This is a genomic window from Clostridium sp. OS1-26, assembly GCF_030915445.1.
Lineage (GTDB): Bacteria > Bacillota > Clostridia > Clostridiales > Clostridiaceae > Clostridium_AM.
On the sequence record NZ_CP133264.1, the window covers coordinates 205,447 to 220,241 of the forward strand.

The window sequence follows — 14,795 nt, forward strand, 5'->3', positions numbered from 1 at the left end:
ATCACCAAATCAAAGATTTGGGATATCTGCTTAAGCTTTAGACTGACTAAAAGTTTTTAACGTACTGAAGCTTGGAAACATAGCCCGGGGTGTAAGTCAATTTTCGGCCTTGTAGCCCTATATTCTATTCATAATACTTCTTTTCAGGCTTTGGTCCAAAATATTGATAATAGTAGCATTTAAGTCTACCGTTATAAAGCTTTCTATTTTTATCAGCATCTTTTCCAAAATGTCTTTGAAATTCTGAATGTGCTGTTATCACAAAGTAGGACCAATCTCTAAGGTTTTGAAATACTTCTCCCATATCTTTATATAATTTTTCAACCTCTTTAATTTCTCCCAAATCTTTCTCCATATGGAGGATTAGTGATTATAAATCCATATCTTTTTTTAGAGCTAAAGTTTTGCATAGGCATTTTTTGAAAGTTTATGTAATTCTCTACCCCTGCTTTTTTTGCATTTTCCATAGCAGTTCTAATCACTCTGCCATCCATATCAGAGGCTAGTATTTTGAATTCTTTATTATTTATTGCATTTGTTGCATATTTCCTGCTTTCATCCCATATGCTTTTAGGTATTATATCCCATTGTTCTGATATAAAAGTTCTATTTAATCCTGGAGCAATATTTTTTCCTATAAGTGCAGCCTCAATAGCTATAGTTCCTGAACCACACATTGGATCTGCCAATATTCTTGATGGCTCCCATTTACTTAAAAGTACTAGTGCTGCTCCTAAAGTTTCCTTTATAGGCGCTCCTCCTGCATTTTCTCTATATCCTCTTTTATGAAGTCCTGAACCTGAAGTATCTAAAGTTACAGTTGCTATATCTTTTAATATCCCTATTTCTATTTTGTATTCTGGGCCATCTTCACTAAACCATTCTGTTTTGTACTTTCTTTTCATAGCCTCAATTACTGCCTTTTTTACAATAGACTGGCAATCAGGCACACTAAATAAAGTAGATTTAACAGACTTACCTGAAACATGCATAAATGCGTTTACTGGCATTATGCTTCCCCAATCAACAGCGAGGGTACCTTGGAATAAGTCTTCAAAAGTTTCTGCTTTAAATTCTGCCATTTTTATTAAAATTCTATCTGAAGTTCTAAGCCACATATTGCATGTTACTATGTCTCTTTCATCACCTTCAAAAGTTACCTTACCGTTTTCTACTTTTAAATCATCATATCCTAATTCTTTTAATTCGCTTGCCACTACTGATTCCAACCCAAAAGTTGATGTTGCAATTAATGTATAGTTCATTTACTTCTCTCCCTTTTCTCTAATCATAAGCCTATTATATACTATCATTACCACATTCTTAAGACAATATCAAAATGATTCAGTTTATAGAAAAACTAACTAGAAAATTGACTTACACAAAGGGTTATGTTTTCAAAGCTGAAGGTAGATTTAAAAACTTTGTGTCAGTCTTAGTGAAGGGTTTTAAGACAACCTTAGAACCTTAGATAGTGTCTGAGCACAGCGAGTTTATCTAAGTTCTTAGGTCGTCTAAAACACAAGCTTTAGACTGACTAAAAGTTTTTAACGGACTGAAGCTTGGAAACATAGCCCGGGGTGTAAGTCAATTTTCGGCCTTTGAGCTCCATGCTGAGTCACTCTTATTTTAGTGCTAAATCTATTCCATCCGCTAAAGCTTTAGCTATTTTGTTTTGATATTTAGGGCTGCTAAGTAATTTGTCTTCCTCAGTATTTGAAAGAAAACCCATTTCCACTAACACTACGGGAATCTTTGACCAGTTAAATCCTGTCAAATCATTCCGCTCACTTACCCCCCTATTCTGCATACCTACATCTTTAACTAATGTATCTAGTATTATCTTTCCATACTTAGAGCTTTTATCATATATTAATTTTGTATTTTCATTAACTGATGCTGGAATAAGCATTGATGCTCCTTTTACATTTGAATCATCATTAGAGTCTGCGTGTATTCTAATTGCTAAATCGGCATTTTCTTTATTTGCAATCTCTGCTCTTTCAACATTTCCCAAGCTTTTAGAATTCTCTAATTTTGTCATTTTAACAATATATCCTCTTTGTTCAAGAATCGCTCTGAGCTTTAATGCAACTTGCATATTTACAAGATACTCTGGAGTTTTACTAAAAACCCCCTCTGCTCCTCCTCCATCCTTTATTTTCATCTCTGTTGAATTAGGTTTAATAGGTTCTTTATCTAAATTAGACTTATTGGCATGTCCAGGATCTATAACAATGATCTTCTTCTTTATTTCTCCTGAAGAACTTTTTTTATCTATCTTCACTTTGCCATCTTTTCTTTCAGATTTTTCTACGTTTTTACTATGAACGGAAATGTTATTCACTTTCCAGAGTATAGCTTGTTCACTTGTTATTTTTAAATAAGATTCCTGCAACGCTTTTGATACAAATACGACAATTAAAAGAACTAGAATTAAACTTACGACAATGTTTTTAGATTTTCTCATGAACGTTGATACCTCTTTTTATTAAAATTGTCATTCTATAAGGCATTATAAAATCCCTAAAACTATTATACCAAGTTTTAGGGATTTTTTTAACATCAATTTGTATTCATTGTTTTCTCTTGTCTTTTAATATGCGCTATACCGCTTCTATTATCTTCTTTTTTGTTTCTGAAGTTTCTTCTACAACAGAATCTTCCTCTGTTGCACTCTTATCTGGAAGTATTAGATTTAAAACTATTCCTACTATAGTTGCAAGAGCAACACCTGCAATCTCTACCTCTGCACCATTAAAGTTGAACTTAACTGCTGCTCCTCCAATTCCTATAACTATTATAACTGAGGATAGTATTAAATTTTTCTTTTTGCTAAAATCTATTTTATCTTCTACGAATATTCTAAATCCTGATGAAGCTATTATACCAAATAGAAGTATACTTACTCCACCCATTACCGGCATTGGCATGTTTTCGATTATAGCTGCTACTGGACCAATAAAGGAAAGAATTATTGCAATTACTCCTGCTCCTCCTATTACCCATACGCTATATACTTTTGTTATTGCCATAACACCTATGTTTTCTCCATAAGTTGTATTTGGCGGTCCTCCAACTAAACCAGCAAACATTGTGGCTACTCCATCACCAAGTATAGATCTATGAAGACCTGGCTCTTTTGTAAAATCTCTTCCTACTACATTGTTTGTAACATACACATGTCCTATATGCTCAGCAAGTGTTACGAAAGACACTGGAGCCATTAACATCATTGCATTCAAGTTAAATTTTGGTGTAACAAATGGTGGAAGTCTAAATAGTTTTGCGTTTGCTATTGCTTCAATTGCTTGGTGAGGAATTACTCCAAGAACTAATGCTGCTATATATCCTGATATCATTGCAATAAGTATTGGTATAACTGCTAAGAAGCCCCTAAAGTACATACTTCCAAGTACTCCTATGCCTAATGTTATCATAGAAACTGTAATCCATGCCCATCTTGGTACATTTTGCATTGCTGGGGTCGTAAAGCTTGAATTTAATCCTGCCCAATTTATAGCTACAGCTGCAAGTCCAAGTCCTATAACTATAACTATAGACCCTACTACTACTGGTGGCAGTGCCTTATTCAACCACCTTACTCCACAGAATCTTATTATTACAGCTACTGTAATATATACAAGCCCTGCTGCCATAACTCCTGAAAGCATAGCTTCTGGACCATAATTTTTGGAAGCCACCATCATAGGTCCTATAAATGCAAAGGATGAACCAATATATGCTGGTAACTTTGCCTTAGTACAAACTATATAAAGCAATGTTCCTATACCACTACAAAACATTGCAATAGATGGACTCATTCCTGTTAATATAGGTACTAATATTGTGGCACCCACCATTGCAAAAAGATGTTGAAAGCTCAATGGTATAGTAGTAAAAATCGGTAGTTTTTCTTCTACGTCTACATAATTTTTCATTTTTATTTCCTCCCTTTTTTAGCCTCACAGGACTACTTTAAAAGTAGTAGTTATATTTCATAATTCAGTAACTAATATTTGTTTGCTATACTTAAACTATTTCACATTGATACATAATTACAAGCCTATATATCATATATTTTTACTGAATCATTTCCATCGATTTCAGCAACTTCAACAGATACCATTTCATTCTTGGATGTAGGTATATTTTTTCCTACATAATCTGCTCTTATAGGAAGTTCTCTATGACCTCTGTCAACAAGTACTGCTAATTGAACCATCTTAGGTCTTCCTGCATGCATAACTGCATCGATAGCGGCCCTCACTGTTCTTCCTGTATAAATTACATCATCTACTAATACTACTTTTTTATCTTTTACATCTATTAGTTCTACTTCATTTACTATCGGCTGGTCATTTAATTTGCTTAAATCGTCTCTATAAAGAGTAATGTCTACACTTTCTACTTCAATTTTTATACCTTCAATTTGCTCAATAATTTGTGCTATTCTTTGTGCTATTGGATATCCCCTTCTTTTTATCCCTACAAGAATTACATCTTCTACACCTTTATTTTTTTCAATTATTTCATGAGATACCCTAGTTAAAGTTCTTTTTACTCCTTTTTCATCTAGGATTACCGCTTTTGGCTCCATTTTCTGTACCTCCCCAGGTTTTATAATTTAAAAAAGCCCATGCTTAGTGAGCATGGGCGCAAAATGCCTATAATAATCATTGTTCGTCGCCTTATGACCTCACTGGATCATCTTAAAGGATACTCATAATTTAATTGTTCAAAGGCTGTAAATCAGTACTTCCCAACCTATTGAAAATATATTAACACATATTTAGCCACATTTCAACTACTATTTTGTCGATTATTTTCAAATATACTTTGCTAAATTTTAAGTTTTCAGTATTTGTTTAACTATTATTTAAATTCATTCCTAAGAATATTTAATACTCTTACAAAGTAATCGGGTAATTGGGATTGAAATTCTATGTACTCTCCACTTTTGGGATGTACAAATCCTAGCTTTTTAGCATGAAGCATTTGACCATCTAGATTAAATCTCTGCTTTTTATATCCATAAACGGGATCTCCAACTAATGGATGTCCTATATGAGCCATATGTACTCTTATTTGATGGGTTCTGCCTGTTTCTAAGCTACATTCAACTAACGTAGTATTCTTTAACCTTTCTAGGACCTTATAGTGTGTAACTGCTCTTCTTCCATCCTTAACCACCGCAATTTTTACTCTCTCTACAGGATGTCTTCCAAGTGGTGCATCTATAGTACCTTCATCATTTTTTAAGATACCTTCCACTAACGCCATATAAGATCTTGTCATTGAATGATCTTTAAATTGTTCCGCCAATTTATTATGAGCATTGTCATTTTTAGCTACAACAAGAATTCCTGAAGTATCTTTATCAATTCTATGAACTATTCCAGGTCTCGCAACTCCATTTATACCTGATAAATCTTTGCAGTGATTTAGAAGAGCATTAACTAAAGTGCCATTATATATACCAGCAGCTGGATGAACTACCATTCCTTGAGGCTTATTTACTACAATTACATCAGCATCTTCATATACTATATCTAACGGTATATTTTCAGGTTTTACATCAAGTCCTATAGGTTCAGGAATAGTAATCTCTACTTTATCATTAATCCTTAATTTATAGTTGCTCTTTTTTAATGCTCCATTTATTTTTACATTTCCTTCTTCTATCAAATTTTGAATATACGATCTTGACTTATCTTCAAATTGATTGGATAAAAATACATCTAATCTTAAATTTGTTGAATCCTGCTCTATTATAAATTGTTTATTTTCCATTATTATCTTCCTTCATCATGTAAATTACTAGTAACATAGTTCCAATTACCACAAGCATATCTGCCACATTAAAAGTAGGGAAATAATATATATTCTTATAATGCAGCATAATAAAATCTACTACATACTTATACCATACTCTATCAATTAAGTTCCCCATAGCTCCACTTACTATAAGCGCCAAGCTTATTCTAAGAATTTTAGAGGTAGGTTTGTACTTAAATAAATAAAAAACAATTGCTCCCATTATAATCAATGTAATTAATGTCAAAAAAATCAACTTATTTTGCAGAATGCCAAAGGCCGCCCCCCTGTTTTCGAGATATGAAAAACTAAAGAAATCTTTTATTATAGGAATTTCAGTAGTTTTAGTCAAAACATTAAGGGCCCATATCTTAGTAATCCTGTCTAAAATCAGTCCTAGAACTATTATTATAAATTCCACTTTTATCCCCCCAACTGTTAAATTGACAAATATCAATTCTCAATTTAAAAATCATTAATTCGTAATTTTAAAATATTACGACACAAAATTTTTATAGGAAAAGTAACTAGAAAGTTAGCTTATACAGAGGGATATGTTTCCAAAGCTCAAGTAGATTTAAAAACTTTGTGCCAGTCTTAGTGAAGGGTTTTAAGAGAACCTTAGAACTTTAGAGTTGTTTGAGCATAGCGAGTTCTCGAAAGTTCTTAGGTTATCTTGAAACACAAGCTTTAGACTGGCTAAAAGTTTTTAACGTGCTGAAGCTTGGAAACATATTCCGGCGTATAAGCTGACTTTCAGCCTAATCCCCTATATAGGGTCTTGTGTCGCATAATTTTTAAGTTTTGATTTTACCTATCTGCTCTTAGTCTGGTAATTGTTCTCTATATTGTTGATTGCTTATTCTCTCCATTGGGTCTACATAGCTATTATCACTATCTGTATACCATTCTGTTCGATCTTCCAATCTTTCAAATTTCATAACCGATTGAAGACTGTCCTCAGCATCAAATTCTGCTTCTGCATCTTCATCATAATCATTAAAGCCATATCCAAAAGGATAATCAATTACATATTCCTCAAGAGGTCTATTATGTTTTTCAAGAGGCCTTGAATCATTTACCTCCCTCTGGCAATCAACACAAAACTGTGCATAAGGGATAAATTCCAGTCTTTCCTCCACTATGTCCTTGCCACACATTTTACATTTACCATAAGTACCTTCATCGATACTAGCTAATGCATCATCTATCTTTTTTATTATGGTTATTTCGTTTTCTTTGAAAGCTAGACCTCTCTCTTTATCAAATAGTTCGGTAGCAGTATCTGCTGGATGGTTATCATAAGCTGATAACTCCCTTGACATTGCTGAATTGGAGTCAATTGTTTCATTTTGTTCCATCTGATTCAAAAAATCATATACCTTGCTTCTTTCCTCTTTTAAAGTTCTTTTAAAATACTCCAATCTTTCCTTATCCATAGCTACAGAAACTCCTTTCTTAAGGCATCTGAAAGAAAATAACAAATCAAAATATATTAGAATACTGACCAGTTATCTTATGAAGACGCCTAACATTAAAATAAGAATATTAACAATATAAGTATTTTAACTACACTTTTACATATGTTTCACTTTATATTTTACTTAATTATTTATTGTTATTCTTATTTTAACTAGAATTTTTTTATTTATTCTGCAAGTATGGAATTTATTAGATAACAATACAACTACTGTTCTGTACATAAATCGTAAAAACACTTAAAATAATCTATTGCCTTGGGAAAGGATATTTCTGTACATTCAAAATTCTCAATGTAAGTTTTACCTTTATTTTTTGCAGCCATAGCTAAAAAACTTAGAGCTATCCTGTGGTCCTTTTTAGGATTTACAGTTACTTCAGCATCTATATAGTCATTATCGCCATATATAATCAGGTTGCTATTTATGTGTTGAGATTTTACTCCAAAAGCTTTAAGGTTATAAATTATAGCTTCAATTCTATTGCTTTCTTTGTATTTTAATTCATCTATCTCTTCAAAAACTGTAGTTCCTTTAGCAAAGGCACTAATAACTGAAAGAATAGGTATTTCATCTATGATATTAGGTATTTTTTCGCTGCTTATTGTAATTCCATGAATATTACTGCTTTTAACCTTTATTGTTCCTATCTCTTCTTCATTTACTTTTTCTTTTATATATACCTCAATGCTCGCTCCCATGTCCTTTAATATATCTATATAGTTTTTTCTTCCTGGGTTTAATAAAACATTTTCTAATACAAGTTCGCAATTATTAGAAATTATAGCTGTTCCAATTAAAAATGCAGCAGTAGAAATATCTCCTGGGACGTAAATATCTTTACATTTTAGCTCGGAATTTTTTATCTTTATAATATTATCTTCTTTGTTTATAGAAGCATTTATATACTTAAGCATTCTTTCACTATGATCTCTTGTAGGCGATTGCTCTTTTATAACCGTTTCTCCTTCGCCTAAAAAGCCAGCAATGAGTAAACAGGATTTTACTTGAGCTGAAGCTATAGGCATTTGATAATTTATAGCCTTTAACTTACTATCTTCCTCAAACTTTAATGGTAATAATCCCTCACAACTTTCTATTTTTGCTCCCATTTTTTCTAATGGATTAATTATTCTTTTCATTGGTCTTCTACTTAAAGATTCATCTCCAATGAAAGAAGCATTAATACCACAGCCAGCTAAAACTCCTGACATAAGTCTTACCGTAGTTCCTGAATTTTTGGCATCAAGAACTCCAGGATATTTATTAAAGCTTTCATATCCTGGTGAATCTACGAAAATTGTATTTTCTTTCATCTCTGCATTTACACCCAATTTTCTTACACAATCAAGTGTAGCCAAACAATCTAATCCCCTTGGAAAGTTTTCAATTTTATACTTTCCCTTTGCAAGTGAACCTATTATCAATGATCGGTGAGCAATAGACTTATCCCCTGGAAGATTAAAGCTTTGTTTCACATTGTCCCTTACTTCATTTACAATTAATCTCAAACTCAAGTTCACCTCTCTATTTATAGGGAAACAAACTAGAAAATTGACTTACACAAAGGGATATGTTTCCAAAGCTGAAGGTAGATTTAAAAACTTTGTGTCAGTCTTAATGAAGGGTTTTAAGAGAACCTTAGAACTTTAAGTTGGTGAAAAGCCTAAATGGCTTTTCACGAGCGACTTATCAAATGCTAATTGATAAGTTGGTCCGACTGAGCGCAGCGCCTCAAAGTTATATGAAGCTCCTCTTCCTTACGTCAGAGGAGTAAGCGATTCACACAAAATCATGGATTTTGGTTCTCTGCTTAAAACACAAGCTTTAGACTGACTAAAAGTTTTTAACGGACTGAAGCTTGGGAACATAGTCCGGGGTGTAAGTCAATTTTCGGACTTGAACCCCTATATATTAAAGTACTTCTTCTAACTTCTTTACACCGGATACAATGTTTTTAAGGCTTTCCATTGATATTGTCTGCCTTGCATCAGATACAGAGTTATCTGGACTTATGTGACTTTCTATAATAAGTCCATCTGCTCCTGCTGCAATTGAAGCTAAGCTCATAGCAGGAACAAGTTCTCTTAATCCTGTTCCATGACTTGGATCTACAATAACTGGAATTCTGTACTTTTGCTTTACAACTGCTACACTATTTAAATCCAAAGTATTTCTTGTATAGTTTTCAAAGGTTCTTATACCTCTTTCACATAATACTACATTATTATTTCCTTCAGACATTATATATTCAGCTGCGTACAACCATTCACTTATTGTGGCACTTAGTCCTCTTTTAAGAAGAATTGGTGCTTTAGTTCTTCCAACTTCCTTAAGAAGAGTATAATTGTACATATTTCTAGAGCCTATCTGAATCATATCTGTATAATTAAGAGCATTATCAATATCTCTTGCATCCATAACTTCTGTAACTATTGGAAGCTTTACTTCTTCTCCTACTGCTTTTATTATTTCTAATCCTTCTTCCTTCAATCCTTGGAAGTCATAAGGAGAAGTCCTAGGCTTAAAGGCTCCACCTCTAAGCATATGAACTCCCATATCTTTTAGCTCTTTTCCTATTCTAATCATTATATCGTAGCTTTCAACAGAACAGGGTCCTGATATTATTATTTTTTCTTTTTCTCCAAAAACTACATTTTTAACTTTTACTTTAATAGAGTCTCCACTATTTTGGTCTATTAATAAATTTTTCATTTAGTAATCACCTACATAAAATGCCTATATATTCATAAGCATATTTTTTAAAATTTCAGTAGAATTTTGTATAGCTATAGGCGCAAATTTTTCATAATCCATATGAGCACCATTATTTCCATTGTCAGATATAGATCTTATTACAACAAAAGGTATATTATTCAAATAACATACTTGTGCTATACTTCCACCTTCCATCTCACAGGCAATAGCTGCAAATTCTTCATTTAGCCATATTATTTTGTCTGTACTGCTGATAAACTGATCTCCTGTTACTATTCTGCCTACAAAACTCTTTATACTTCCAATATTCTTACATGCTGAAATAGCTTTGTCCACAAGTTCTTTATTGCACTTGAAATCGTAAGTGTCTAATCTTGGTACTTGACCTATTTTATCTCCAAATGCTGAAGTATCTACATCATGTTGCACCAGACTATCTGCTACTACAACATCGCCTGGATATACATCTTTTCCAATTCCACCTGCTATTCCTACATTAATTACTCTATCAACATTAAAATCATCTATTAATATTTGAGTACATATAGCTGCATTTACCTTACCAATGCCGCTTCTTACAACAACTACATCTTTATTATGTAACTTTCCAGATTTAAAATTCATATTTGCCTTAACTTCCACTCTATCTAACTGCATTTCTCTTAATAAAATTTCTAGTTCTTCATCCATAGCTCCAATAATTCCTATTTTCATTATTATTACCCCCTACTAATACTTTCTTCTACTGCTGAATAAATTTCTTCAGCAGCAACTTCAACTTTTATTTTGCACTTTGATATATCTTCTAATAGTACAAATCTTATTTTATCAGTATTTTTTTTATCATGATTAATAGCATACAAAAAGGTAGAATAATTGTCAACTTTATATCTTATGGGCAACTCTAATTTTTCTAGTAAAGCTTCAAGTTTTACATATATCTCATTATTAAGTGACAATTTTTTTTCTGATAACTTAACTGCTACAAGCATACCTAAAGCTACAGCTTCTCCATGTGAAATTGTAAAGTTTGAAGATACTTCTATCCCATGTCCTACCGTATGTCCAAAATTTAATATGTTTCTTAGGTTCGAATCATTAAAGTCCTTTTCAACTATTTCTGCCTTAATATTTAAACATTTCTTTACTATATAAAATAGTTTGTCATTTTTCTTTTCTAATATGTATTTATAATTTTCATTTATAAAATCAAATAGTTGTATGTCTTTTATCATACCATACTTAACTACTTCACCTAATCCATCCTTAAACTGCCTTTCTTCAAGAGTCTTTAAAAATCTAGTACATATGTATACAAAAACTGGATTATAAAAATTACCTATAACATTTTTTATTCCATTGTAGTCATAGCCTACTTTTCCACCTATGCAGCTGTCAACCTGGGATAAAAGTGTTGTGGGTATATTTACAAATTTAATTCCTCTCATATATGTAGAAGCCACAAATCCTACTAAATCTCCCACTACTCCGCCGCCTAAAGCTATGAGAGTACTGCTTCTATTAGCATTATTTTCTATAAGAAAGTCATATATGGACTGCACTGTATTTATATTTTTATTATTTTCACCATGGGCAAAATAATAAACTTTACATTCTGTCTTAGACTGCAGTTCATCTATTAAATTCTTATATATATTATAAATAACATCGTCAGTAATTAAAAATATTTTGTTTTTTATTTCAATTTTATGTTTGTTAAGTAAGGTATAAAATCCATCAATATTTTCATCTATATATATTTCATATCCTTCCTTTGAATATGACGTATTTAATGTTTCCATAGACACACTCCTCAGTCTATATTATACCATAAATGGATCGACTTTATTAAAAATAAAAAAATCTCACTCAATATGAGTGGGATTTTTTAATCTTTTACAAAGAAATTTTTAATTTCTTCTAATTCGTTACTGTTTGTAAATACTTCATCCTTTGGCATAGCTTTCTCTTCTTGTTTTTCTTCACTATGTGTCAGTTCTATTTCTTTTACATTTAAATCTAAATTTAGATTTTCGTTTGCTTCGTAACCTATATTATAGTTCTTTACAAGATCTTTTTCCATATCATCAAACATTTCTAACTGTGATTCCATAAAACTTCTAAACTTTGTTCTAAACTTACAGAACTCCTGTTTCATTCTCTCAAAGTCATCAGTAATTTGAAGCACGTCATGATGAGCTTTATCTATTATTCTCTGAGCAGTATCATTAGCGTTTTTTACAATAAGCTCACTTTCCTTTTTAGCATTTTCTCTAGCTTGTTCAGCAGCATTTTGTGCTAAAAGAAGAGTATTTTGTATTGTACTTTCCATCTTATTATAGTGCTCTATCTTGTCTTCTATATTTGAGAGCTTTTCTTTTAAAGTTGAATTTTCTTTATAAAGATTCTCGTAGTCTTCCGCTATCTTATCTAAAAATTCATCTACTTCATCTGGACTATATCCTCTTATAGTTCTCTTAAATTCTTTATTAGTTATCTCCATAGCTGTTATTTTCATTGTGAACACCTCAAATCAAATAAATTTTTTTACTTGAATTTTAACTCTTCCGCTTCCTGTCCATCCAGCTTCTTCTAAAATCTTAAATTTTCCGTATCCCCTTATAGTTATTATACAATCCTCTTTTAAAATCTTATCTTTTCTTAAAGCTTCAGAATAATCTATAAGTACCTTACCCTGTCTTATTAACTCTTCGGCTTTACCTCTTGATATATTGCATAATGCACTAACTACACAGTCAATTCTGAGAGAGGAAACATTCACAATAATATTCTGAAAGTCATACACAGGAATTTCGCTACTGTTTACATCTAAAATATTAATAGTACAAGTAGACTTACCTACACTTGTTAAATTCATTTTTATATAATCTGTTATCTCATTATGAACTGCTAAATAGCACTCATCATTTTTTAATATTAAGTCCCCTAGCTTCTCTCTCTTAATCCCAAGAGCCATTATTGCTCCAAGATAATCCTTATGCTCAAGCTTAGTAAACTTAGCATTAGTAGATATTTTAAGTAAATCTATTGGATAATACCACACATCTTCCTCTGAAAAAGCTATTATCTTTCTTTGTGCATCTTCAAAAACTCCATAACAATTAACTTTAACATCAAGCTCACTGCTTATATGTTCTAAAGTTTTGTATATATCAGGTGTATAGAACTCTGACGTATATGTCGTTCTAGTAGTTCTTTGTGTTAAAATAATTTTATCATAAATTTTAGAAGCTATACTATTGTCTATAAAAGACATTTTATTTAAAAAAGTTTTCTTATCCATAAAAGCTCTATAATATACTAAATACTATTCTCTGTAAAATATCTAATATTAATAAAGCAATTATAGGCGAAAAATCAATCATTAATCCTGGTATAAGCTTCTCTTGAATTTTTCTTCCCGGAATCATAAAAGGATCTGTAAAAACATGAAGCAAGTCTATAAAACCGCCTCTTCTCCCTGGCATAACCCAAGAAAGAATTACATCAATTAATATAGCTCCCTCAAGAAGTCTAAATAGTAAAGAAAGGGCAACTCTTAAAGTATCTAACATTTTAGCCTCCAATTATTACTTATTCCAATTAAAAAGTCCTTTACTGGATAATTCATTTTTTAAATCATTGCTCACTTCTACTGTAGCTGGTGACAATATAAATACGTTTCTTTCAATTTCCTCTAAATCTCCACCTAGAGCATAACTAGCTCCTCCCATGAAATCTAAAAGCCTTTGAGCTATTCTTGCTTCTAAACCAGTTGTATTTATAACTACAATTTTTCTATTTTTTAACTCATCACATATATCAGCAGCTTCTTCATATGTAGTTGGTTTAACTATTTTAACTTTAGCGGCGATATTGTTATGTATGCTTACAATCTTATTCTGTCTTTTTGAGTTTGATATAACAGGTTCAATTTCTGATATACCATTAACTGCTTTTTTCTCTTCTCTTTCCTCTGATAGTTCTATTTCTTCCTCTAAATCATCTTCTAATCCCAAAAATCCCATCATTTTAGTTATAACTTTTCCAGCCATTTTATTACCTCCTACTTACTTATTATTATAGTTTCTTTTCCCAAATATGCCTTCACCTACTCTTACCATATTTGAGCCTTCTTCAATTGCAATTTTATAATCTCCAGTCATACCCATAGATAAAAATTCCATATTAATGTTTTTAAAGTTTCTGCTTTTTAATTCATCAAATATCTTTTTGACTTGATAAAAATAACCTCTGCAGCTATCTTCATCACCTTGAGGAATTATGGACATAATTCCTCTTACTTTTACGTGATTACAGTTTTCACAAGCATTAATCAATTCTTCCAAGTCCTCTACACCGGCTCCTGTCTTATTTTCCTCCCTGCCAATATTTACTTGAATCAATACTTCTGCAGTCATTTTACTGGCTGCATAATGTTTTTCAATCTCATCAAGAAGTCTAATACTGTCTAGAGAATGAATAAGATATACCTTTCCTACAATATACTTAACCTTGTTTCTCTGTAGATGACCTATTAAATGCCATCTTATATCCTGCGGCAACTTTTCAAATTTATCAGTAAGCTCTTGAACTTTATTTTCACCAAAGTCCCTTACCCCCATGTCATATACCATTTGAAGGTCTTCCACGGGTTTTGTTTTAGAAACCGCTATTAAAGTGACACCTTCTGGAATAGTTTCTCTTATTTTAATTATATTTTCTTCAATTGACAACTCTACCGTCTCCTTTTAATGCCAAATTGAATTGTGTACTTTACCT

The 14,795-nt window shown here is 31.8% G+C and carries 15 protein-coding genes and 1 pseudogene; all 16 read right to left on the reverse strand.

Going from position 1 to position 14,795, the window contains the following annotated elements; genetic code table 11:
- Positions 1–124: 124 nt before the first annotated feature.
- A pseudogene (locus RCG18_RS01115) lies at positions 125–1,265 on the reverse strand (class I SAM-dependent RNA methyltransferase).
- 359 nt (positions 1,266–1,624) lie between these two features.
- Positions 1,625–2,470, reverse strand: coding sequence for an N-acetylmuramoyl-L-alanine amidase (locus RCG18_RS01120; RefSeq protein WP_308039606.1), 846 nt, complete (start codon positions 2,468–2,470; stop codon positions 1,625–1,627).
- Between the two features lie 136 nt (positions 2,471–2,606).
- The gene (gene uraA / locus RCG18_RS01125; RefSeq protein ID WP_308039607.1) at positions 2,607–3,941 is read right to left on the reverse strand and encodes a uracil permease; all 1,335 of its coding nucleotides are present in this window, start codon (positions 3,939–3,941) and stop codon (positions 2,607–2,609) included.
- A gap of 125 nt (positions 3,942–4,066) precedes the next feature.
- A complete protein-coding gene (gene pyrR, locus RCG18_RS01130; RefSeq protein WP_308039608.1) occupies positions 4,067–4,600 on the reverse strand; it encodes a bifunctional pyr operon transcriptional regulator/uracil phosphoribosyltransferase PyrR in 534 nt (177 codons plus the stop codon).
- 275 nt (positions 4,601–4,875) lie between these two features.
- Positions 4,876–5,793 carry an RluA family pseudouridine synthase gene (locus RCG18_RS01135; RefSeq protein ID WP_308039609.1) on the reverse strand — a complete coding sequence of 306 codons (918 nt, stop codon included), beginning with the start codon at positions 5,791–5,793 and terminating at the stop codon, positions 4,876–4,878.
- Positions 5,783–6,238, reverse strand: a complete 456-nt coding sequence (lspA, locus tag RCG18_RS01140) for a signal peptidase II (RefSeq protein WP_308039610.1) — start codon at positions 6,236–6,238, stop codon at positions 5,783–5,785. The genes RCG18_RS01135 and lspA overlap by 11 nt, the downstream gene beginning before the upstream one ends.
- A 403-nt stretch (positions 6,239–6,641) precedes the next feature.
- On the reverse strand, positions 6,642–7,256 hold the full coding sequence (locus RCG18_RS01145) for a TraR/DksA C4-type zinc finger protein (protein WP_178906593.1): 615 nt from the start codon (positions 7,254–7,256) through the stop codon (positions 6,642–6,644).
- A gap of 248 nt (positions 7,257–7,504) precedes the next feature.
- Complete coding sequence (gene aroA, locus RCG18_RS01150) at positions 7,505–8,806, reverse strand: 3-phosphoshikimate 1-carboxyvinyltransferase (RefSeq protein ID WP_308039611.1); 1,302 nt, start codon at positions 8,804–8,806, stop codon at positions 7,505–7,507.
- A 403-nt stretch (positions 8,807–9,209) separates the two neighbouring features.
- Positions 9,210–10,010, reverse strand: coding sequence for a 3-deoxy-7-phosphoheptulonate synthase (gene aroF / locus RCG18_RS01155; protein ID WP_308039612.1), 801 nt, complete (start codon positions 10,008–10,010; stop codon positions 9,210–9,212).
- Positions 10,011–10,034: 24 nt separating this feature from the next.
- Positions 10,035–10,727: a 5'-methylthioadenosine/adenosylhomocysteine nucleosidase gene (locus tag RCG18_RS01160; RefSeq protein WP_308039613.1), complete on the reverse strand. Its 693-nt coding sequence runs from the start codon at positions 10,725–10,727 to the stop codon at positions 10,035–10,037.
- Positions 10,728–10,732: 5 nt separating this feature from the next.
- The gene (gene aroB / locus RCG18_RS01165; RefSeq protein ID WP_374119110.1) at positions 10,733–11,830 is read right to left on the reverse strand and encodes a 3-dehydroquinate synthase; all 1,098 of its coding nucleotides are present in this window, start codon (positions 11,828–11,830) and stop codon (positions 10,733–10,735) included.
- A 71-nt stretch (positions 11,831–11,901) separates the two neighbouring features.
- Positions 11,902–12,531, reverse strand: coding sequence for a DivIVA domain-containing protein (locus RCG18_RS01170; RefSeq protein ID WP_308039615.1), 630 nt, complete (start codon positions 12,529–12,531; stop codon positions 11,902–11,904).
- 15 nt (positions 12,532–12,546) lie between these two features.
- Positions 12,547–13,317: a YlmH/Sll1252 family protein gene (locus tag RCG18_RS01175; RefSeq protein WP_308039616.1), complete on the reverse strand. Its 771-nt coding sequence runs from the start codon at positions 13,315–13,317 to the stop codon at positions 12,547–12,549.
- Positions 13,318–13,324: 7 nt separating this feature from the next.
- Positions 13,325–13,588, reverse strand: coding sequence for a YggT family protein (locus RCG18_RS01180; protein ID WP_308039617.1), 264 nt, complete (start codon positions 13,586–13,588; stop codon positions 13,325–13,327).
- Positions 13,589–13,603: 15 nt separating this feature from the next.
- Positions 13,604–14,068 (reverse strand): cell division protein SepF, encoded by a 465-nt coding sequence (locus tag RCG18_RS01185; protein ID WP_308039618.1) that lies wholly within the window; start codon positions 14,066–14,068, stop codon positions 13,604–13,606.
- 15 nt (positions 14,069–14,083) lie between these two features.
- Positions 14,084–14,749, reverse strand: coding sequence for a YggS family pyridoxal phosphate-dependent enzyme (locus tag RCG18_RS01190; RefSeq protein ID WP_308039619.1), 666 nt, complete (start codon positions 14,747–14,749; stop codon positions 14,084–14,086).
- Positions 14,750–14,795: the final 46 nt, after the last annotated feature.

Bases quoted from the DNA above. Each gene is read 5' to 3' on its own strand.
- aroF (WP_308039612.1), bottom strand. From the start codon at position 10,010: ATGAAAAATTTATTAATAGACCAAAATAGTGGAGACTCTATTAAAGTA.
- RCG18_RS01120 (WP_308039606.1), bottom strand. From the start codon at position 2,470: ATGAGAAAATCTAAAAACATTGTCGTAAGTTTAATTCTAGTTCTTTTA.
- pyrR (WP_308039608.1), bottom strand. From the start codon at position 4,600: ATGGAGCCAAAAGCGGTAATCCTAGATGAAAAAGGAGTAAAAAGAACT.
- RCG18_RS01135 (WP_308039609.1), bottom strand. From the start codon at position 5,793: ATGGAAAATAAACAATTTATAATAGAGCAGGATTCAACAAATTTAAGA.
- RCG18_RS01160 (WP_308039613.1), bottom strand. From the start codon at position 10,727: ATGAAAATAGGAATTATTGGAGCTATGGATGAAGAACTAGAAATTTTA.
- RCG18_RS01145 (WP_178906593.1), bottom strand. From the start codon at position 7,256: ATGGATAAGGAAAGATTGGAGTATTTTAAAAGAACTTTAAAAGAGGAA.
- uraA (WP_308039607.1), bottom strand. From the start codon at position 3,941: ATGAAAAATTATGTAGACGTAGAAGAAAAACTACCGATTTTTACTACT.
- RCG18_RS01175 (WP_308039616.1), bottom strand. From the start codon at position 13,317: ATGGATAAGAAAACTTTTTTAAATAAAATGTCTTTTATAGACAATAGT.
- RCG18_RS01180 (WP_308039617.1), bottom strand. From the start codon at position 13,588: ATGTTAGATACTTTAAGAGTTGCCCTTTCTTTACTATTTAGACTTCTT.
- RCG18_RS01185 (WP_308039618.1), bottom strand. From the start codon at position 14,068: ATGGCTGGAAAAGTTATAACTAAAATGATGGGATTTTTGGGATTAGAA.
- RCG18_RS01170 (WP_308039615.1), bottom strand. From the start codon at position 12,531: ATGAAAATAACAGCTATGGAGATAACTAATAAAGAATTTAAGAGAACT.